The sequence below is a fragment of the Prosthecobacter debontii genome, from assembly GCF_900167535.1.
GTDB lineage: Bacteria > Verrucomicrobiota > Verrucomicrobiia > Verrucomicrobiales > Verrucomicrobiaceae > Prosthecobacter > Prosthecobacter debontii.
The window spans coordinates 293,914-312,225 of sequence record NZ_FUYE01000005.1 but is presented as its reverse complement, the minus strand read 5'-3'; the positions used below and the strand labels follow the sequence as shown (position 1 = coordinate 312,225).

At 54.4% G+C, this 18,312-nt stretch carries 21 protein-coding genes; 10 read left to right on the top strand and 11 right to left on the bottom strand.

The annotated features are described in order from the left end of the window. Nucleotides 1-15: 15 nt before the first annotated feature. The 7 genes from B5D61_RS09970 to B5D61_RS09935 all read right to left on the bottom strand — a co-directional run bounded on the left by B5D61_RS09970 (nt 16) and on the right by B5D61_RS09935 (nt 5,719). Entirely contained in the window at nt 16-603 is a 588-nt protein-coding gene (locus tag B5D61_RS09970) for a glycosyl-4,4'-diaponeurosporenoate acyltransferase CrtO family protein (RefSeq protein ID WP_078813228.1), read from the bottom strand. Between the two features lie 69 nt (nt 604-672). Then, nucleotides 673-1,080 (bottom strand): hypothetical protein, encoded by a 408-nt coding sequence (locus B5D61_RS09965; RefSeq protein ID WP_078813226.1) that lies wholly within the window; start codon nt 1,078-1,080, stop codon nt 673-675. 134 nt (nt 1,081-1,214) lie between these two features. Next, on the bottom strand, nt 1,215-1,772 hold the full coding sequence (locus B5D61_RS09960) for a DUF4259 domain-containing protein (protein WP_139373170.1): 558 nt from the start codon (nt 1,770-1,772) through the stop codon (nt 1,215-1,217). Between the two features lie 36 nt (nt 1,773-1,808). Further along, nucleotides 1,809-2,450 carry a hypothetical protein gene (locus B5D61_RS09955; protein WP_078813220.1) on the bottom strand — a complete coding sequence of 214 codons (642 nt, stop codon included), beginning with the start codon at nt 2,448-2,450 and terminating at the stop codon, nt 1,809-1,811. Between the two features lie 596 nt (nt 2,451-3,046). Then, a complete protein-coding gene (locus tag B5D61_RS09945; RefSeq protein WP_176159333.1) occupies nt 3,047-3,490 on the bottom strand; it encodes a DUF4279 domain-containing protein in 444 nt (147 codons plus the stop codon). 180 nt (nt 3,491-3,670) lie between these two features. After that, the gene (locus B5D61_RS25660; RefSeq protein ID WP_139373169.1) at nt 3,671-4,300 is read right to left on the bottom strand and encodes a hypothetical protein; all 630 of its coding nucleotides are present in this window, start codon (nt 4,298-4,300) and stop codon (nt 3,671-3,673) included. Between the two features lie 255 nt (nt 4,301-4,555). Then, entirely contained in the window at nt 4,556-5,719 is a 1,164-nt protein-coding gene (locus tag B5D61_RS09935) for a prepilin peptidase (protein ID WP_078813314.1), read from the bottom strand. 60 nt (nt 5,720-5,779) lie between these two features. Between B5D61_RS09935 and B5D61_RS09930 the strand changes: the two genes are divergently transcribed. After that, a complete protein-coding gene (locus B5D61_RS09930; RefSeq protein WP_078813211.1) occupies nt 5,780-6,421 on the top strand; it encodes a M15 family metallopeptidase in 642 nt (213 codons plus the stop codon). A 23-nt stretch (nt 6,422-6,444) separates the two neighbouring features. On the opposite strand, the gene B5D61_RS09925 is transcribed toward B5D61_RS09930, so the two are convergent. Beyond that, nucleotides 6,445-6,729, bottom strand: a complete 285-nt coding sequence (locus B5D61_RS09925) for a DUF167 domain-containing protein (RefSeq protein ID WP_078813209.1) — start codon at nt 6,727-6,729, stop codon at nt 6,445-6,447. Continuing rightward, nucleotides 6,730-7,338, bottom strand: a complete 609-nt coding sequence (locus B5D61_RS09920; protein ID WP_078813208.1) for an N-acetylmuramoyl-L-alanine amidase — start codon at nt 7,336-7,338, stop codon at nt 6,730-6,732. It lies immediately after the preceding gene. Between the two features lie 115 nt (nt 7,339-7,453). Between B5D61_RS09920 and B5D61_RS09915 the strand changes: the two genes are divergently transcribed. The 9 genes from B5D61_RS09915 (at nt 7,454) to B5D61_RS09875 (ending at nt 16,169) form a co-directional block, all read left to right on the top strand. Continuing rightward, nucleotides 7,454-8,296: a transglutaminase-like domain-containing protein gene (locus B5D61_RS09915; protein ID WP_078813206.1), complete on the top strand. Its 843-nt coding sequence runs from the start codon at nt 7,454-7,456 to the stop codon at nt 8,294-8,296. Nucleotides 8,297-8,346: 50 nt separating this feature from the next. Continuing rightward, on the top strand, nt 8,347-9,114 hold the full coding sequence (locus B5D61_RS09910; RefSeq protein WP_245846519.1) for an AraC family transcriptional regulator: 768 nt from the start codon (nt 8,347-8,349) through the stop codon (nt 9,112-9,114). Beyond that, entirely contained in the window at nt 9,111-9,998 is an 888-nt protein-coding gene (locus B5D61_RS09905) for an RluA family pseudouridine synthase (protein ID WP_078813204.1), read from the top strand. Before B5D61_RS09910 ends, B5D61_RS09905 begins: the two co-directional genes overlap by 4 nt. Nucleotides 9,999-10,055: 57 nt before the next feature. Then, nucleotides 10,056-10,862 (top strand): hypothetical protein, encoded by an 807-nt coding sequence (locus tag B5D61_RS09900; RefSeq protein WP_078813203.1) that lies wholly within the window; start codon nt 10,056-10,058, stop codon nt 10,860-10,862. Between the two features lie 508 nt (nt 10,863-11,370). After that, nucleotides 11,371-11,751 (top strand): bactofilin family protein, encoded by a 381-nt coding sequence (locus tag B5D61_RS09895; RefSeq protein WP_078813312.1) that lies wholly within the window; start codon nt 11,371-11,373, stop codon nt 11,749-11,751. 129 nt (nt 11,752-11,880) lie between these two features. Continuing rightward, nucleotides 11,881-13,089 (top strand): polymer-forming cytoskeletal protein, encoded by a 1,209-nt coding sequence (locus B5D61_RS09890; protein WP_078813201.1) that lies wholly within the window; start codon nt 11,881-11,883, stop codon nt 13,087-13,089. A 55-nt stretch (nt 13,090-13,144) separates the two neighbouring features. After that, nucleotides 13,145-14,095 (top strand): FkbM family methyltransferase, encoded by a 951-nt coding sequence (locus B5D61_RS09885; protein WP_078813199.1) that lies wholly within the window; start codon nt 13,145-13,147, stop codon nt 14,093-14,095. Between the two features lie 302 nt (nt 14,096-14,397). Further along, nucleotides 14,398-15,231 carry a glycosyltransferase family 4 protein gene (locus B5D61_RS09880; RefSeq protein ID WP_176159332.1) on the top strand — a complete coding sequence of 278 codons (834 nt, stop codon included), beginning with the start codon at nt 14,398-14,400 and terminating at the stop codon, nt 15,229-15,231. Further along, the gene (locus tag B5D61_RS09875; protein ID WP_078813196.1) at nt 15,228-16,169 is read left to right on the top strand and encodes a glycosyltransferase family 9 protein; all 942 of its coding nucleotides are present in this window, start codon (nt 15,228-15,230) and stop codon (nt 16,167-16,169) included. Before B5D61_RS09880 ends, B5D61_RS09875 begins: the two co-directional genes overlap by 4 nt. 6 nt (nt 16,170-16,175) lie before the next feature. On the opposite strand, the gene B5D61_RS09870 is transcribed toward B5D61_RS09875, so the two are convergent. Both B5D61_RS09870 and B5D61_RS09865 read right to left on the bottom strand, forming a co-directional pair. Then, on the bottom strand, nt 16,176-16,982 hold the full coding sequence (locus B5D61_RS09870) for an AAC(3) family N-acetyltransferase (protein WP_078813194.1): 807 nt from the start codon (nt 16,980-16,982) through the stop codon (nt 16,176-16,178). Nucleotides 16,983-16,985: 3 nt separating this feature from the next. Beyond that, nucleotides 16,986-18,242 (bottom strand): DUF4910 domain-containing protein, encoded by a 1,257-nt coding sequence (locus B5D61_RS09865; protein WP_217698956.1) that lies wholly within the window; start codon nt 18,240-18,242, stop codon nt 16,986-16,988. Nucleotides 18,243-18,312 lie beyond the last annotated feature (70 nt).

The following is an 18,312-nucleotide window of genomic DNA, read 5'->3' as shown; positions in this document are numbered from 1 at the left end:
AGGTCGGCCCCATGGTTAGGCTTTTTCATGAAGTTTCGATCCCATTCGTTGGATCACTCTGGCTACACGCAGACGATTCCATCTTTGGGTAAGCAGAGGATAGACATGAAAAAATAGGGTGATCACGGCAAAAGAGAGTGCGACCGCCACATGCCCGGTCATGGCAGATCCGATGGAGAAACCTAGTGTCATCACCCCCCCGATCAGGTGGGCACCTTCGGCAAAATTCATTTGTCTCAGCAGGTTTTCGAGGCCCGATCTCTGGCCTGTCAGCCGGATGGCAGGATTAAGCCAACCCAGCGGGCTATGCCGCAACAACCAACAGAATGCCTCAACGCCAACCCAGCGGTAAACCTGGCCAGAGCGTTCCCATGACGCAAAACGAAAATGCCAAGGGTTCCTGCGAAGGAGCGTGTTTTGAGTGAAGAGTCCGACAAATCCACTAACAACCCATGAGACCGCAAAAGCAAAGCCCATCGGGTGCTTGTCAATCTGAGGCACTGCCATAACCATGCTGACACTCGCAAGAGCAGACAACACCCAAACGGTCCACATCCACTTTGCTTTTGCCTTCGCATCGATAGGGGTTCGCCACGCGTTCATACGAGATGGAGACCTAACGACTAAGCGGTGGCGGCGGCGAGCGCAAGACTCCGCTGAGATGACCAACGGCTACGAGCCGTTGTCACCAGCATTTTGTTCGGCTTCCTCCTGTGTCTTATCTTTGAGATAAGACTGGGTTGCGGTGACATATTCGAAAAAAGAGCAGCCAACGCGGACGAGCCCGATGCATATCCACATGACAAATGTGTAGATGATCAAAGACCACTCCGGCCCTGAAGTCCTCAAAAGCCAGAAGACGGGCTGAGAAATGGGAGCGGTGGGTCGCCAGATGGCAAAAAGCAGAGGACCGAGAAAAAGTCCCGCAAATGCACCCAACATCCATACGATCTGGCAGATGAATCCGACAATGATCCCGATACGCTGAATCAACTCTCGATGCTTCTCCGGTGTCACACGTAGAATCCAAGGCAACTGCGGCCGAGCCGTTGAAGAGATCTCCAGAGTGTGGTGCTTCATAAGACGATAGATGACCTGCCAGTGTTAGGCGAGCATGGAAAAGGTTTCGAACCAAGGAAAAGCTATGAACAAACAACAGATCAGTGGAATGACCTGCCTCCGTTAGTTTTCCTTTGGTTGAGGGTAATGATGTCTCATGCTCTGGATAGTCTGGCTCTGATGTCCTTCACCGTTTCAACCCATGATTCAAAATCATCCGTGTCCTCCCAACAATCCTTCAGATCCGAGGAAGTCATCACTGAATCGATAGCCTGGATCGCCAGTGCGACGATCTCGTCTGTGACCTTGATGTCTGGCAAATCCGCTAAATCTTCCATCGCATCAACGGCTGGATGGCCTCGAAGTGTAGCGAGGATCTCTGCAGCGGCCAATACGTCTTCACCATCGAGTTCAGGAGGTGAAGCGCTCGAACCACCGCCAAATAACTTAGAGAGGAAGCCCTTCGGAGGCTGAGGTGCAAATGTCTGGCGAAACTTCGCCTCAGACGGAGCATCTCGAAAGTCCCCCAGCCAATCCAACGCGCCATCGTTTTCAAAAGTCTTGATGCCCCATGCTCCCATAAATGTATTTTCGGTTAGATTGGTTTTGTTGAAAACGAGTGACGCATCGAAGTTGGCAGAACGTCTAAACGACAACAACGGCGAGCGGGCAGCGTCGATGACACGACTGATGCCATTCAGCGTTGATTGCATCCGTTTTGTTCGCCCGTGTTGTTGGATGTGTGCCGCTCATGCCCAAGGCTCGATAGAGTGCCCCTTCCCTCCCCAGAACTGAAACCACTCGCCAGCAGTCCGAAAAATCTCGACTTGGCCAGCGATGGAATCCAAAGGGTCATCATCTGGCGATACTGCGACCGTCGCAACATCTAGGCTGTGCTGTCGAGCTGCCTCACGGGCTCGCTCAAGAAGCTGTCTTCCGTAATCCACGGCTTCTTCTGCTGTGAATGATCGATACCCGCGGTTGGCGATCTCATCGGTAATGAGATCCTTGGAGTCCATCACAAACTGCCCCCGATAGCTCGTCGGGTCCGCTCCGGCGTAGAGGCCCCCATGAGTGAACTGGGGCAATCCGGGAGACTTTACCAACTGCAGCACGTCGTAACCGTGCATTCTTTGAAGAAACTCTTCCTCACTACAATCCTTGTGGGCCTTCTTGGCGTAACGTGCGCGAGCCCACTCGTCTGCCACCCGGTCAACGCCCACCCTCGGAGCTCCAACACTAGCGTGCGCAGGAATCACAATCTCATTGTATCGCTTCCGCCATCGAGCGGTGAAGTAGGGGAGATTCCACCTGATGCGCTGACGGAGCTTCGCTCTCTCGCCCTCGAAGCCAGGTTTAGCGATGTCGATCGGTATCCAGTCAAGTCCCATGAAGTGATGTTGGAGTGTGTTGGGTGGCCAAGACTCTATGACTGCAGCCCCGTTTGGCCCATGGTCTGCTGCGTCGCGATCATGCGAGGAAGACTATGAAGGACGTCGGGCCTCTCGCCAAGCACGAAGACGTTCTCGGGTGGCATCAAATCGCTGCTGAAGTCTGGCTGGCAGTGCCTGCCTCTTGAGTCGTCGGGTAAACATGTCTCGCGTGTATTGGGCTCGGAAGTAGAACGGACGCAGTTCCAAGTATCGAATGGCGGTCTCAATTGCCTGCATGTCCCCAGCCTCGATTCTGCGAAGCCCCGACTGCAAGCCGCCCGGAAAAGCAAGCTCATCCCACCGCTGGTGAAACTCCCTGCACGCCCGCTCCCAAGCTACGAGAGCTTCCGGCCCCTCGGAGCGATGTCGAAATGTCTCATGTATCGCCTGGTGGAGCTCACGAAGTGAAGCAGCATTGGACTCGATGATGGATTGCATTGGAAGCGAGGGTATTCTTCGTTAATTAACGGCTTAACTTCGAGTCCTTCCACGCCGGACCAGGGACGAGGCTTCGACTGCGGCTTGAGGTGATGAAGACTGCAACTGAGGACAGGTCAGACGTTAGGAGGGAAGTCTTGTTCGCCACTTGGTGGCTTCGGTGGCGGAGTCTCTCCTTCAAATGCGAAATCGTCCCCATGAAAGTAGATATCGAACCATACTTCAATGTCGAGCGCAGCAAGACGTGACATCTGAATGGGTGAGAGAGTAGGTCCACCGTGGCCGGATACGGAATCCCAGCGAACACAAAGATCTACCAGATATCCACGGCTATGAAGCACGCTAAAACCAGCATCTGAATCAGCAAGCTTGGAGAGAATGAAGTCAATGTGATCTCGCGAGTCTTTCGACGATATCAATCCCTTTGACGAAATCCACCATCCTGTCTTATTGTAGGCCTGCTGCCTTGAAGCCGACCGTAAATCCCCCTTCTTCTGGGTTTCTGTTGGCTCGGCCTTGACCAGTGACGTCACCTCCTCAAGGTCCATATCATCCGACATGATTCGGAGCCACGCGTGAGTATAGTGACACGTAGCATACTCGGGATCATGTGGAGTCTGAATGCGCATTTCTAGGCGAATGTCTAACCTGTGGCGACGGCGAGCAAGACTCTGTTTATGCGACAGACAGCTACGAGCTGTTGCCTGCATCCTGAATCCATTTGTTCGGATTGGTTGGTTTTATTTGGCTCGCTTTTCACGAAGTTCTTTTGTAGCAGATTTTGCTTGGGATAGCGCGTCTGTTATGGTGATGAGACGGTCGCTTATCTTTGTCTCGAGGGAATGCAGGCGGATGCCATCAATCAAATCTGCTACATGCCCTTCAATAGTTCTGGCCTGCGAAAACTGATCAACTCGGTCGAAGTGGAAAACTCCCACCCCCTGTAATACAACTCCGCGAGTCAGAATATCACAACTATACGTGTAAATTAACCTACCTCGTTCAGCATCAATGGTTGCGGCTTCGGTAGTCCAATTGGCATGACTCGATCCTGTTTCAGTGAACGATTGACCACGAATGGTCAACCCATCAATAGTCTGTTCAAAGTGCTCGACGATATAACGAATATCTCCAGCCCTCCCAGTAAAGTGCCCAACCCACGTCCCCTGCATGAAATAAGGGCCAAATACAAAAGACTTCAGCCAGAGCCAACGCTCAATTAGCCAGCCAAGAAACCACGCAAAAACTCGATATATAGCTATGGATGAGAGTATAGCAGCAAGGGGAGCCGACCATCGTGATCGCATTTCTGGAACAATTACCGTCAAGGAAAACCAAGTGATGAATATCGTAACGGTGGTTACTATCATGCTAAACTTGGCGGCTGGTCTCATTGCTTGTGAGGTTCTTTTAGTCTATTTAATGAGAACCAATTTTGTTGAGTGCGTCAATAGCGTTACGGACAACAATTTTGTCTGAGTACTAACTCAGTTCCCATGGATGTCTCTTTAAGCCCAAATACCAACGATAAGCAATATCATAGTCGATGATGACGGCAATACGCTTCATCATCTTTTGAAATGAGCCCGTGGGATGGGAGCCGATGAGTGGCCAGCGTGACCACGTCAGAAATCGTGGCCGCCGGTGACCTTGTTCATGTACCAATCCACGACCTGCGGACCATAAAACACCCACAGACCAGCCCCGGCAGCGAGGTAGGGGCCGAAGGGCAGTTTGCTCCCCCACTCGGCACGCCCGGTCACACGGGTGAGGGTGGAGATGAGGGTACCCAGAATGGAGGCGGCAAAGATGGTGAAGAGCACGGCTTTCCACCCTACGAAGGCGCCGATCATCATCATGAAGTGGACATCGCCCAGGCCCATGGCCTCGCGCGGGATCATGACCTCGGTGGCCTTCCCTTCCAGCAAGGTCACCTTCTCCAGATCAAAGGTCTCTTCCTTGCCGGTGCTATCTTTGATCTTGAGCGTCTCCACATACAGCTCAGCGATGATGTCGGAGAACGTTTGGTCATTGACCCGCAGGACGGGGCATGTGACGACGAGGCGATCCGTGGGCCGCTGCATGCCAAAGAGGTCCACCCACTCGATCTTATCCTCTCCCACCGTCACGATGGGCGGCTCGTTTTCATCCGGCTGGGTCACGCTCCAGGCTTCGGCCTGAGCAAACTTCAGGCGTTTGCGCCCAAAGGCGAGTTTGCCAAGCTCGACCACGATGCGCAGCCCGCCAAAACCGACCGCAGCACTGGCGATGGCCATGAGCCCGCCACGCCACCACACGTCCTGATCCTGAAAAGCAGGCACCCAGAGCGAGGCCAAGATGCCGGCAATGGTGCCATTCCGTGTAATCTCGGCGGGCAGCAGGTAGTGCTCGATATCAATGAAGGTGCCAGCAATGAGCAGGCTCATGAAGACCCACAGGCAAACCACTTTAGGTCCCCAAATGACAATCTCGGCCCAGTCACCACCGAAGCACCAAAGCACGGCGTAAAAGACCAACCCGGTGAAAAGCTCGACCCCAAGATAACGCGGAGAAATCGACACCCCACAATTGGCGCACCGTCCCCGCAGCAGCAGCCAGCTCACGATGGGGATGTTGTGATACCAGGGGATCTGATATTTGCAGCTCGGGCAAAAGGAACGCCGCGGTTCATTCACGGAGAGATCCCGCGGCAGGCGGTAGATGACCACATTCAAAAAGGAGCCAATGCCCGCCCCGACGAAGAAAAAGAGGAAGTGCAGAAGGGCATTGAGAATCTGGTAACGGGTCATGGGCAAGAAGACTGGAAACTTGCCTCGCCCTGTGGGACAGAGGAAGCAAAAAATCATCGGATGCGCTCACTCCTCCAGATTCTGCTCATCAGCCTCCTGGCTCTCCCCCTAGCCTGCTCCGCAGCCAAGAAGAACAAAGGGCTCGTCGAGGTCAGAAAACGGGTGCCTGGAGTGATGGTAGATCTGCGCTACAGCACCACGCAGAATGTCCTCGGGCGTCCCGTTTACCCGCCGAACATGCCCTGCCTGCTGAGAGCCTCCACGGCGAAGAAGCTGAAGAAAGCCCAGACTCAACTGAAGCGACAGGGCTACGGGATCAAGATCTGGGATGCCTGGCGCCCCCCGGAAGCGCACCAGTTGCTCTTTGGGCAAGCGGACAGTTCAGGTATGTTTCTGGATCCCATCCATGGCTGGTCACGGCACTGCGGTGGCATCTCCATAGATGCGACCTTGGTGGATCTGCAGGGTCGTGAGCAACGCATGCCCACCGCCTTTGACGAAGACCTTCACCAGGCTTCCAGTCATCAGCAACCGAAGGACCCTGAGATCCGGCGCAATCTCACCCTCCTGCACGAAGCCATGACCGAGGCTGGTTTCAAACCTCTGCCCGGAGAGTGGTGGCACTTCGATGACCTGGAGTTTCTCTACCGCAGGATACCGGTCATTCGCGCCAAAGATGTCGGGGTGAAGATCATCGAATGAACTCCGCCGTTCCAGCTCAGGGGTTACTTCACCGCAGGCAACTTGTCATAGGCCGACTGCGGCAGTTCCAGTACCTTCTGCCGACTGCCCTCTCCGCGCAGGAGGGTGATCTGGCTTTTGGAACAGCCCAGGGTTTTGGCGAGGAACTGAATGAGCTCTGTGTTCGCCTTCCCGTCCACCGGCGGTGCGCCGAGCTTCAGGAGGAGAACCGAGCGGCCTTTTTCATCCATGCCCCAATTCAGGATCTCGGACTTCCGCGCATTGGGCGTCACACGCACCACCAACTGGGTCAGGTTTTCAGCATTCATTTATCCACGAGTCGCCAAGATGCCCGCAGCGATGCCTTCTGCAATCGCTTGTCGATGACTGGGGCTGGCACAGCGTTTGGCCTCGGTGCGATTGCTGAGATAGCCACATTCGATGACTGCCGCCGGCATGAGCGTGGAGCGGAGGACCTTGAAGTTGCGGTTGAACACGCCCCGATTCGTCCCCGTCACGCGACGATCCATGGACCGCAGGATGCTGGCCGCCAAGATTTTCCCTCGGCTGCTCCGGTAGTAACCCTCCATGCCCGTGATGCTGGTCTTGCGGTTGGCATTGAAATGAATGCTGACGAAGACCGACTTCAAGTAGCGGTTGGCGATGCGAGCGCGGTTATCCAGTTCAACAAACACGTCGCTCCGACGGGTCATCACCACCCGCACGCCCTTGGCCTTCAAGATCCGCTCCACGCGCTGGGCCACATCCAGACAGAGCCGTTTTTCCACCAGACCGTGCCACGCCGCGCCGCCATCATGACCTCCATGCCCGGCATCCAGAATGACCGTGCTGAACGTCAACGCCTGGGCAGCACTGAGCCCAAAGCCAGCCATGATGAGCCAGATCAAGCCGAGACGGAGCAGCGGAAAACGGTTCATTTATTAAAACTACTAAGAATTCAAGAAAAACGAAACTCAAAAAAGGCGGAGCTTTTACCAAAAGAGAGCAAATTTTCACCTTTGTTAGCCGCCAGCCTCTGCTAAAAACGATCTCATGTCCGGCCTCGCCAAACTCGATCATCTCATCTCCCTCCTGGACGATGACTCCCAGGTCGTCCAGGAAGCGATTCAAAAAGAGCTGCTGAGCATGCGCCAAGAGTTGCCTGAGCGACTGCGGCTGATGGACCGGCCTCTGACCGAAGAAGAGGAACAGCGGATGGGCCGCCTGCTAGAGCCTGCCCGCCGAGCGGAACTGGAGGAACGCTGGATGCGCTGGCGCTGGCTGGATCATCCCACGACACAGCTTGAGGAGGGCATTGCCCAGATTTCCGCCTATCTGCATAGCTGGCGCACACAGCCCGGCGAGCTGTCTCAAAAGCTGGACGCCTTAGCTGAAGAAGCCTTTCGTGACCAAGGCCGGATGGATGCCCGCGAGCTGAGCGATTGGCTCTTCTCCCCCGTCAATGGCACCGCGCGCTTCCGAGGGAACAGCAAAGACTATTACACGCCTCACAACAGCAACCTCTTTTGGGTGTTGGAAACCGGTCTGGGCAATCCCATCAGCCTCTGCTGCCTTTATCGCCTGTTAGGCCAAAGATTCGGCCTCGACATCTACGGCTGTAACTTTCCCGGTCACTTTCTGGCTCAGGTGGAGCACGCTGAGCGCACCTGGCTGGTGGATTGCTTCAATCGCGGCCGCTTCATGCTCTCCACCGATGTCGCCCGGCATCACCCAGCGGCAAATCCGTCCATCGAAGATGTGATCCGCACAGCAGCTAGCACAGACGCGATCCTCCTCCGCATCCTACGAAATCTGGATGAGGCCTTTGATCGCATCGATAACTTCACCAGTCGCCAAGTGATGCGAAACCTCGCGGTGAAATTGATGGAAGACTAAGGCGTCGGTGCAATGTTGGCGCTCCAGCGCATGCAGATCGGATATGATCAATGGCTCCTAACTCCACCCAACTCCGTGAGCGCTTCCTGCGTGCCTTGGCCCCGGAGAGCCAATTTTACCGGGTGTTAGACCACCTGCCGGGCATCTCCTTTTTTGCCAAAAACAGCCGTTTTCAGATCGTCTGTGCCAATCAGCACTTCGTGGAAAGCCTCGGTTATAAAACCGAACTGGACCTCATTGGAAAAGAGGATTTCGATATCTTCCCCACCCGACTTGCGGAGAACTTCCGCCGCGATGATGAGCAAGTGCTGACGACAGGTGAAGCGCGTCTGAATCTCGTCGAGTTATTTTTCAATCCGCAGGGAATCCCAGACTGGTTCATCACCAACAAGCTCCCAGTGAGAGATCGCAAAGGCAAAGTGATCGGCATCATGGGCACCACCCAGAGCTACAGCCATGCCGCTCAGACAGTGCATCCCTATCAACAGATCGAAAAAGCGCTCACCTACATCCGGCAGCACTTTCGCGAGCGCATCACGGTGGAGGAACTGGCAGGCATGGTTCATATCTCCACACGTCAGCTCCATCGGAAGTTTGTCGAGACGTTCGGAGTCAGTCCTCAGACCTTCATCATGAAGCTGCGCATCCAAGCCGCGTGCGATGCGCTCCAGCATGAAGATGCCCAAATTGGCATCGTTGCCACCGAGATGGGATTCTGCGATCAGAGCAGTTTCACTCAGCACTTTCACCGCCACGTCGGCATCACGCCTTTAAAATATCAGCGCCAATTCCGCTTGGTTAGAAAAACTGGAGAATGACCCCACAAACTGTCCGCGAACCCACCCCCCTCTTTGCTTTTCTGACCACTCAATGGCCAGAAGTTAAACGCACCAAGCTGAAACAATGGCTGCGCTTCAGCGGCATCCAGGTCAATGGCCATCCCGTCCACAAGCATGATCACCCCCTTCAGCCCGGGGATGTCGTCAGCATCCATCCGCAAAAAGCGCCGCCTCCAGTCACCGTGCCCCTTCCGAAAGGCCTGAGCATCATCCATGAAGACGCGGCGCTTCTCGTGATCCAAAAACCAGCAGGCCTGCTCACCATCGCCACAGAGACCGAGCGCACTCGCACTGCGTTCCGCGTCATGACCGACTATCTGAGAGAGACGTCACGCGGCCGTCAAGAGCGCCTGTGGATCATCCACCGTCTAGATCGGGAAACCTCTGGCCTGCTTGTTTTAGCCAAAACCGAGGAAGCGAAAACCTGGATGCAGGAAAACTGGGCACGGATGGAGAAGACCTATCTAGCCATCGTCGAAGGCAGCCCCTCGGCCACATCTGGGACACTCCAAAACCACCTGGATGAAACCCAACCCCATCGAGTGTATGTGACTCAGCGGGCGACCTCGACTACTCGCGAGGCGATCACCCACTACCGTCGCCTCGGTCAGGGCTTCGGCCGCAGTTTACTCGAAGTGACCCTCGATACGGGGCGCCGCCATCAGATCCGCGCTCAATTGGCCGCCGCAGGGTGCCCCATCGTGGGAGATGCTAAATATGGAGCCAGCACAGACCCTGCAAAGCGCATCGCCCTCCATGCCTGTCGCTTAAAAATACTCCACCCTGATGATGATGCCGAGATGGTTTTTGAATCGGCGCTACCCCAGGAATTAGCCCGCTTAGTGCCCAGCACCCCATGCTAGACCGATTTCGTTGTTGCCAAAAAAGGTTGTTTAAGATGAAAATCGTATTTCCCCCCCATGAATTTCTCTTTTGCTGATTTCGGGGTCCTTTCGAGGACCATGCTCGGACTGACCGCCTTGGCGATGGCTGCATGCACCTCAAGTCCGTATGTCTCGGACTCGAAAGTCTTTGACGCTTCTCCTTCCGTGAAGCGTGCTCGTTTTCCGAAAGTGCAGAAGATTGGCGTGGTGGAACTATCCGGTGCCCGTATCACTAGCCGTGCTTATCAAGGCTCAGCCGATCAGCTAGAATACATCGCTTCAGGCGGCGCTCTCTTGGAAAAGCGCATGGATTCACCCATCTGGGCTCAAGCCGAAGAAATTCTCGTCACTCCGGATGCCGCCATTCTGAAAGGTCGGCAAGCCATGGTTAAGAAAGCAGGACAACTCTACAAAGCCGAAGCCGAGAGCACCGAGTTTGTCATCGATGGCACCCAGGTCAAAGTCGAGGGACCTCACAGCATTCAAGACCTAGGCAGCGAAAAAACAAAGATGGTGGGTGTAGCCGCCCCCCTGCCCGCACCAAGTGTCCCTGAGAAGCCAGCTAAAACCGAGGTCAAAAAAGCCCCGCCTAGCAAGCCTATCGCTGAGAAACCCACGGTTAAACCCGCGCCTGCTCCAGTCGTAGCGACCAAGCCAAAAGAGACAAAACCCGGGCCTCAGACCAAGCCAGAGCAGAAGCCCACCCTTTCCGCAACGCCAAAACCGAAGCCACCGGCAGCGTCGGCGCCGAAGCCGACAACACCGACTAAGCCTGCAGCCAAACCGGAACCCAAGGTGAATCGTCAAGAATTGCTCAACTTGATGCGGGAGCCTTCTGAATAGACCCCGTCAAGTGCAACGCATGTACATACTGTAGCAAGGCCATCTCGCTTAACCGAGAGTGCATCAACGAGGCTCAATCGCCACTCGTTGGATACCCCTAGCGTTGAGCAAGGCGTCGGACAGTGCGTGTCCAAAGTGTAAAACGGCAGTAATCTGACAGGCTCTTGTAAGATTTCTGGCTCGACAGGGTTTCAGAGATGTAGTTGTAAATAAAAACAACGGTGGCCATGGCATGCCTTCTGCATCCAGAAACCATCTCAGTTTGCCGGAGCCGGTTTGTTCTTTCAAGGCGGGTCTGTCACTGAAAAAAACACAGCACAACGTTGACACTCAAGTCGCAGCCAACCTATAGTAATTCATGCTCAGGCAAATCATCGGACAACCCTCTGAAGGGCAAAAGGAAACAGGCCGTGTTGAGGCCCCCGCACCGGTCTCATTCGCGGATCGTGGCCCCAGCTTCACCGCTCCAGCTCCTGCTGCACAACCACAACGCGCATCCTCATATAACATGACCTCCAGCAAAAACGTTCTCGCCAACGACGTCGAGATCAAAGGCTCCATCAAATTTTCTCATGACCTCATCATCGATGGTAAAATCGAAGGTGAAGTGCACTCCGACGGCAGCCTGACCGTGGGTGAAAATGCGCTGATCAAGGGTGAGATCCGCACCCGTTCCGTCATTATTTTCGGCAAAGTCGAAGGTAACATCACCGTCACTGAGCGTTGCGAGCTGAAGAGCAATGCCATCCTCGTCGGTGACATCGAAGCTGGCACATTGTCCATCGAAGAAGGCGCCACCTTTATGGGTGCCTCCAAAGTGGGTCGCAAGCCAGAGCCTGCCAAGCCAGCTCCTCTGGGGGGCCGTCCTGCCGCTCCTGCGCAACCTTAAACTGATTCACACGTCGAAGTGTTCCGAAGTTTCTTCGGCTCTAGTAGCGACAAACCGGGCCCACCCAAGAACCAAATTGAGGTGGTGTGCCCGGCCTGTGGCGCGGCTCAATACGAGCCGCGTCTTGTTGTGTCCACATTCTGCAAAAAGTGCGGTGTGCACCTGACCATTCATCGCAAGAAGGTCACTGCGTCCACCGTCACCCGCTCAGGCATGGGCATGCCTGATCCATGGGCAGATTCTAAACCCAAGCCTCCTGCCGACATCCCATCTTCGCAGCAAGAGGAGGACACGGCACCGACGGGCTCGACACCAGAGCCCAGCGCACAGCCCGCAGCAGCCGATCCACTCGTTGCAGAGATGCAGCTGCCTGTTTCCGAAGAAGAAGCAGCCGAGGGCGGATTTGGCGTCTTCCTCAAACAGCAAGCCACTCAAGGGACAGGCCCAAGCGCCAGTGAGAAAGCTCCTATTCCAGAGACTCCACAGGAAGATGAAAAGCCGGTAGATCTCACGAAAGACGACGCCCCTGCGGAACAAGCAGCTTCATTTGGCGAACCTGAGCCCCAAGAGGAAGGCACAGAAAATGAGGCCCAAGAATCCACATCTGAGGAAGACAACGAAAACCTCTCCGAAACGGAGGCTCCTAGCACGGGCGATGTGAAGCCCAAATCGTTTCTGGCATCCCGCCGGCCTCAATCCAATTCCCCGCCGCCCACCCCGGCCCCTGCTCCGATGAGCGCCAGCACTCTTCAGAAAATGAAGAGTGAAGGTATGTATCGGAACCAGTATTTCAAAGACGCTGAGTGCTTTGAATGCGGCCATAAGTTCAAGGTGAGCCGCTCGGCTCGGTCAACCACCTGCCCTAACTGCAGTGCCACAATCCCGCTGGATGATGTGGAGGTGAATATGCCGACTGGGGAGTCCATCCGCACGCGTGGAGATGTCCTCATTCGAAAACGCGGCCAGGTATCCGCCGAACGCATCGAGTGCAAAGACTTCCGTTGCCAGGGTATCCTGGAAGCGAATGTCACCGCATCAGGTGACGCCATCTTCCGTGCCACTGGCACCATGATCGGTGAGATCCATTGCCGCCGCTTCATCATCGAAAAAGGCTCTGATGTCGTCTTCCTCAATGAGATCCATGCGGAAGAAGTGGAAGTGCAAGCCAAGATCACAGGCACCCTTTTCTCAAGCGGTCCCCTCGTCATCGGTATCAATGGCTCCGTGAATGGCGATGTCACCGCCCGCTCCGTCTCCATCGAACCCGGGGGTGAACTCAACGGTGCGATGAACATCGTGCGGAGTAAGACGCTCCCACCACCGATTTCTGAAGTCTAAAGTTTTTAACCGAGCGCTGATTGCAGCGTGTTTTTCTCCCAATATCACTTTCTCGATGGATCACGCCCTGCTCGCCTTAGCCCAAAATATCGGACTCACAGCCTTGGACGTAGGAGCCAGGGGAGGAGTGAATACAGATCTAGGCCCAGTGGCTGAGGCAACGAAATACGTGGGATTTGAGCCGGACGCCGTAGAATGCGCAAGGCTACAGAATGCAGGTATCGGAGGAGGATGGAAGCAGGTTCAGTTCGTCCCTGTCGCTCTGGCCGATTATGAGGGGACTTTCGATCTCAACCTTTATTCGAAGCGAGGCTGCTCATCCAAGTACAGAGCCCGCCAAGATCTGGGAAAACTTTTTTGCCGAGGAGAGTTCTACAATCTGGATCAAATTGTCAAAGTGCCCTGCTCTCGTTTGGACGACGTTCTTCATAAAGAAGGGATCCTTGAACCTGCCTTCATGAAAATCGATGTTCAAAGCATGGAGGTGGAAGTTTTCAATGGCGCTCCACGCACACTCAAAGAAGATCTCGTTGGGATTCGCACCGAAGTTTCTTTCTTCCCAATGTATGAAGAACAACCGCTGTTTGCTGAGATCGATCAGCGAGTCCGCCAAGATGGGTTTGTTCCGATGCGCTGGCTTGAAAACCATGAATGGAGGCGTGCCACTGGAAAAAAACCTTATTCGATGGCCGATGGCCCTCTACCGTTCTCACGCGGACAATTGATGCATGCCGATGTCCTCTATTTGCTCCATCCCGAGGCGTTGCCGACAAACGACGAAAAATCCTTGCGCCGCTTGGTGCGTTTAGGTTTGGTCGCTTCGTGCTATCAGCATTATGACCACGCGATGGCCGCATTTGCGCGACCTTATGTGCGGCAGCTGTGCCAGGATCAATGGAAAATCGATCCGTTCAAAGCCGTTGAGCGCATGTCTCAAGCCGAGGTCACTTTGACCCGCAGGCTAGCTTGGCGTTTGATGAAAACGTTGCAAAAGAACTTTGCCTAGTTTTCGAGGAGCGACCTATGCTTCCTCAAATCGTTTTCGTCCAAAACTCAGTCCATCTGGCGGGAGCTCAGAAATCTCTTTCGCGGCTTCTCTCCGCGCCTAGCTTGCAGGACCATGCGCCGTGCTTACTGACCGGCCAAGTGGGATGGTTAACGGGCTTTTGTGATGCGAATCAGGTGCCTTGGGTTCAGTTGCCCTTCCCGGCTTCCCGAAGTCTGGGCGGGCGACTGTTTAAAAATCACCAGTTTGCGAAACAAGCCGCGAAGAGACTGAAGTCCCTTCTCGATCCACGTCGGCCAATTGTGGTACATACAAATGATCACCCTGATAGTTTGTTAGGCCAAGCAGTCGCACATGAACTCGCGGCCATTCCCATCATGACGCTACGCACGCCGGGAATGAGTCAGCGTGATTTTGAAAAGTATCACTGCTCGAAGCACAAACATCTGATCGCGGTGGGAGATCAACTGTTCCAAAAAGTCCGTCCCTGGATCGCTGGCCAACCGCCTCTGACGCTCGTCCATAATGGCATCACGGAAGATGAAATTCTGCCCCCTCCATCTCAGCCATCTCATGCCTTGGAGCATGTGCTGGTACTAGGATCAATCATTCCCCGGAAAGGCTGGCAGGATCTCATCGCAGCCCTTCAGCGGTTGGAGGCCATCGTCCCTCCAGGCCCGGTTCCAGAAATTCATTTCCTGGGGGACCTCTTACAGCAAGACGCATCCACGACTCTACACACCCAACGACTCAGTCGCTTCAAGCTAAACTTCCTGGGAGTAGATCCCAATTATCGGAAACGACTGAGACAATATGCCTTAGCGATTCATCCCTCGCGTGATGAGAGTTTTGGTATGGCCGCTCTTGAGTGTGTAGCTGCGGGGGTGCCGCTGCTGGCAGCCGCTACCGGATTGATCCCTGAATTTATCCCGCGCGATTCGTTCCTCTTTCAGCCCGAGGCTTCGGATGAATTGGCTTCTAAGCTGGCATCCCTTCTTTCGCTGACAATGCCAGAGATTCAGAGTGCGTTCGGCTTTACGGAAGCTCATCAGATCATCCGTGAGCGGTTCTCCACACCGGAGACGGTGCGCAAATTGAAGGTCATTTACCGCGAGCACACTGCCTCTGGATCATGAGTGACTCCGCTGCCATCGTAAGCGATAAACAGCTGGGAGATGTGCTACTGCTCCAGCCTAGCGCTGCCTATCTGGCGAGTCAGACAGGCACACCAACCGCATTGTTTGTTCGTGATGCCTTCCGCCCACTCATTGAGCTGATGCCTGATTGCCAATGGGGACCTGATGCGGGCAAAAAATTTAGCTCTATTTGGACGACCAGTTGGAGTTCCCGCGCTGTTTGGCAGGCCTTCAAATTACGCACCCGGCAGCGCAGACTCATCGTCAACAAACCTCGCCATATCCGCTGGTGGTATCGCCTACTTTTCCATGAAATCAGGCTCGAACCCCCAAGTGCCGAGTATTGGGCTCGCTACTTTTGGCGTGCCGTCAGCGGCCTTCCAGGCGAGCAATTTATGCCGCCTCGTCTGCTTTCCCCTCCTGAAAGTTGGCGGCATTCGCAGGCACCTCAAGAGCCCTACATTCTTATCAATCCCACGGCAGCTTGGTCGAGAAAGTTTTGGAGCGAACCGCAATGGGCCGAAGCACTCTCGGAGATGTCGAACAAAACCGCCCTCCCCATCGTCATCGCAGGCGGAGGTTCTGAGCGAGAAAAAAACCATTGTCTGACCATCACGCAAGGCGCTGCGGTTCCGACACTCAATCTCGCTGGTCAGACGTCCATGCAGCAATACTTACATCTGTTGGCCAGAGCTCGTGTGGTGGTTTGCATCGATGGTGCTGCCTCTCACTTAGCCCAGGCTTTTGGTCTTCCTACGGTGACTCTCTTTGGCCCAACTCATGAAGGCAAATGGCACTGGCCCACTCCAAGGAATGCGGTCTTAGCAGCCAGAGATTTCAATGGCACAAACCAGCCGGGACCAACATCAGCCATCCCCGTTGAGGCTGTACTCAAGAGTTTCGACGCGGTGCGCCAAACGTCACAGACCGCCGTGTAATAGAGATCATTTCTGAAACGGCCGTATCTCAGGCGGGTGGCGCAACCAAGCGTAAATATCTTCGGTCATGCACTCCCGCACCACTTGCTCGAAGACGCGCATCTTGTAAGCCCACACCTGATTCATACCGATACGCACCTGACGGACATGCTGCACCATCAGAGGATGAGCAAAGAACTTCGCATTACGGTCGCGCTCAAGCTCGATGCCTTGGTAAGTAACAAAGAGGTAGAAAGGCTCGATCACCACTTCTTCGCTGCGCTTGACCGGATGAAGAAACTCCTTCGTGTAGCGATAGGGCACGGCCATCGTCATCTCCAAGTGATGAACCAGACTGCAAGTGGTCTGAGGCGGCATCCCCACGCTGAGGCTCCACGCATCTCGGTGAAGGAGGCGCTCATAAGGCGTATTCGGCCCATAGGCATGCCGGGTTGTTTTTTCACAAATCAAGCCGGCAGATGCACCCAAAGCCGTCACCGAACCAAATGGATGAAACTGACGCACAGCTCCCGGCATCTGCCGTATGAATTCTGTGAACGGTCCTCGTTGGCTAGGCGTCACCTTGGAATCAAACACGATCTCCGTATTGCAGAGGTCAAATGAATGCGTCGGAACCACGAGCGTACCTTCGGGGCCGATGACAGCCCTTATGGCCTCGTGATGGGCTTCGAGTGTACCGGTTTTCGATTTTGATTCATGAAACCCAAGCGATCCAAAGTTACCAGAAACATAAACATCATCGCCCGAAGCGACCCCTAATTCGCATAGGGCTGTTTTGATATCCTCCGTCGTATAATGGGTGCGTGAGGTCATACGTCAGTTCTTTTCTCGAATCAGTCCGTGATGCAACAACACATCCATGAGTTCAAAGAGCTCCCACGCTGGTCGGTTCAGAATATGAGCGAGATCAAAAAGGTCATTCGTACCATCACAATACGCCAAGATATCCACCAGCAATCTCGCTCGCCCCTTGCTGACGTTTCCATTCATCGCAATCGTCGGATAGAGATCACGTTTACCCATCTGAGGTTCGCCTAAGACCGTTGTTATGTAGGTCTTGTTTTTCTCCAAGCAGTCGATGGTCATTAGCAGCGCTTGATATGCTCCTTGCAAGCCGGATTCAGTGACAAAGGTCAAGTCATCCGCAGAAGTATGGTATTCAGGGAAGGTCGCATATTTACTGCGCATAATCGAGCACATGGGTAGATCGATACCCGGCCAACAATAATTGCGTTCATCACTACCACGCTGAAGATAACTGAACTTTTGATACCCCGGATGCAGATGGTCTAACACATGCAACGCCGCTTTGTCTGCCAGTGTCCCCCCGCAACGGGAGGGCAGGTAGGAGTAGGCACGATCATCCCCCACGCATGACAGCACAAACCCCGCCTTCACATGCTGTTTGAGATGGTCCATGTGGCGGGCCAAGTAAACGATACTACCGATCGTTTCCGGGATGAAAACGATGCGGTATGTGTGCCGCCGTTTAGGGAGAGCTTGGAGGTGCTTGGCCAGCCAAGTGGCAACGACAGGGCCTGACAACTCATTGTTAGCCATCGACGGATGACAAACATAGGTAGACAAGAAGATTTCATCTTTCGATTCCCCCGGTAAGATCAACTCACCATAGGTTAGGCTGCCAGGAGTCAGCGACGAATCAATGTGGGCATGATAACGCCCGGGTTTGAGTGTTTGTCGTTGCTTTTCGGAAATGCAGAATCCCCACGTACGCTTGTAGTAGCTTGTCACATAAGGAATTGCCTCCGGCATTTTGGCACTGGAGTAGAGATGCTTTTGGAGTTCCTCCAGTTCAAGTTTCACATCGACAGGCTCTGAGTAACCCACCACATGCAGGTTGTGCGTATCAAAATCGGCGATGACTTCCCCATCCGGATTAGTCAAGCGCGCGGAGCGGATATTCCATTCGTCCGGCACCTGCCAATCCAAACACGTCGTCCCACTGGGGACTTCGTGAATCGTAAGGCCCGGCATATGCTCCTGTAAGATCTTTAATGTCGTGCGCACGCCCTCTCCCGTAAGGCTCCTGCAAATGGGAAACAGCCGACTCATGAGGCCGTGCATGGATTCTGTGGATGTCATTTAGTTCGTAGGTCGAGCCGATACGAAGGGCTGGCAACCT

What these genes read in the sequence shown, in the direction of transcription:
- B5D61_RS09895 (WP_078813312.1), top strand. Translation starts at nt 11,371, where the DNA reads ATGACCTCCAGCAAAAACGTTCTCGCCAACGACGTCGAGATCAAAGGC.
- B5D61_RS09960 (WP_139373170.1), bottom strand. Translation starts at nt 1,772, where the DNA reads ATGCAATCAACGCTGAATGGCATCAGTCGTGTCATCGACGCTGCCCGC.
- B5D61_RS09945 (WP_176159333.1), bottom strand. Translation starts at nt 3,490, where the DNA reads ATGTCGGATGATATGGACCTTGAGGAGGTGACGTCACTGGTCAAGGCC.
- B5D61_RS09935 (WP_078813314.1), bottom strand. Translation starts at nt 5,719, where the DNA reads ATGACCCGTTACCAGATTCTCAATGCCCTTCTGCACTTCCTCTTTTTC.
- B5D61_RS09915 (WP_078813206.1), top strand. Translation starts at nt 7,454, where the DNA reads ATGTCCGGCCTCGCCAAACTCGATCATCTCATCTCCCTCCTGGACGAT.
- B5D61_RS09865 (WP_217698956.1), bottom strand. Translation starts at nt 18,242, where the DNA reads ATGAGTCGGCTGTTTCCCATTTGCAGGAGCCTTACGGGAGAGGGCGTG.
- B5D61_RS09920 (WP_078813208.1), bottom strand. Translation starts at nt 7,338, where the DNA reads ATGAACCGTTTTCCGCTGCTCCGTCTCGGCTTGATCTGGCTCATCATG.
- B5D61_RS09965 (WP_078813226.1), bottom strand. Translation starts at nt 1,080, where the DNA reads ATGAAGCACCACACTCTGGAGATCTCTTCAACGGCTCGGCCGCAGTTG.
- B5D61_RS09925 (WP_078813209.1), bottom strand. Translation starts at nt 6,729, where the DNA reads ATGAATGCTGAAAACCTGACCCAGTTGGTGGTGCGTGTGACGCCCAAT.
- B5D61_RS09875 (WP_078813196.1), top strand. Translation starts at nt 15,228, where the DNA reads ATGAGTGACTCCGCTGCCATCGTAAGCGATAAACAGCTGGGAGATGTG.
- B5D61_RS09905 (WP_078813204.1), top strand. Translation starts at nt 9,111, where the DNA reads ATGACCCCACAAACTGTCCGCGAACCCACCCCCCTCTTTGCTTTTCTG.
- B5D61_RS09885 (WP_078813199.1), top strand. Translation starts at nt 13,145, where the DNA reads ATGGATCACGCCCTGCTCGCCTTAGCCCAAAATATCGGACTCACAGCC.
- B5D61_RS09910 (WP_245846519.1), top strand. Translation starts at nt 8,347, where the DNA reads ATGGCTCCTAACTCCACCCAACTCCGTGAGCGCTTCCTGCGTGCCTTG.
- B5D61_RS09970 (WP_078813228.1), bottom strand. Translation starts at nt 603, where the DNA reads ATGAACGCGTGGCGAACCCCTATCGATGCGAAGGCAAAAGCAAAGTGG.
- B5D61_RS09870 (WP_078813194.1), bottom strand. Translation starts at nt 16,982, where the DNA reads ATGACCTCACGCACCCATTATACGACGGAGGATATCAAAACAGCCCTA.
- B5D61_RS09955 (WP_078813220.1), bottom strand. Translation starts at nt 2,450, where the DNA reads ATGGGACTTGACTGGATACCGATCGACATCGCTAAACCTGGCTTCGAG.
- B5D61_RS25660 (WP_139373169.1), bottom strand. Translation starts at nt 4,300, where the DNA reads ATGATAGTAACCACCGTTACGATATTCATCACTTGGTTTTCCTTGACG.
- B5D61_RS09930 (WP_078813211.1), top strand. Translation starts at nt 5,780, where the DNA reads ATGCGCTCACTCCTCCAGATTCTGCTCATCAGCCTCCTGGCTCTCCCC.
- B5D61_RS09900 (WP_078813203.1), top strand. Translation starts at nt 10,056, where the DNA reads ATGAATTTCTCTTTTGCTGATTTCGGGGTCCTTTCGAGGACCATGCTC.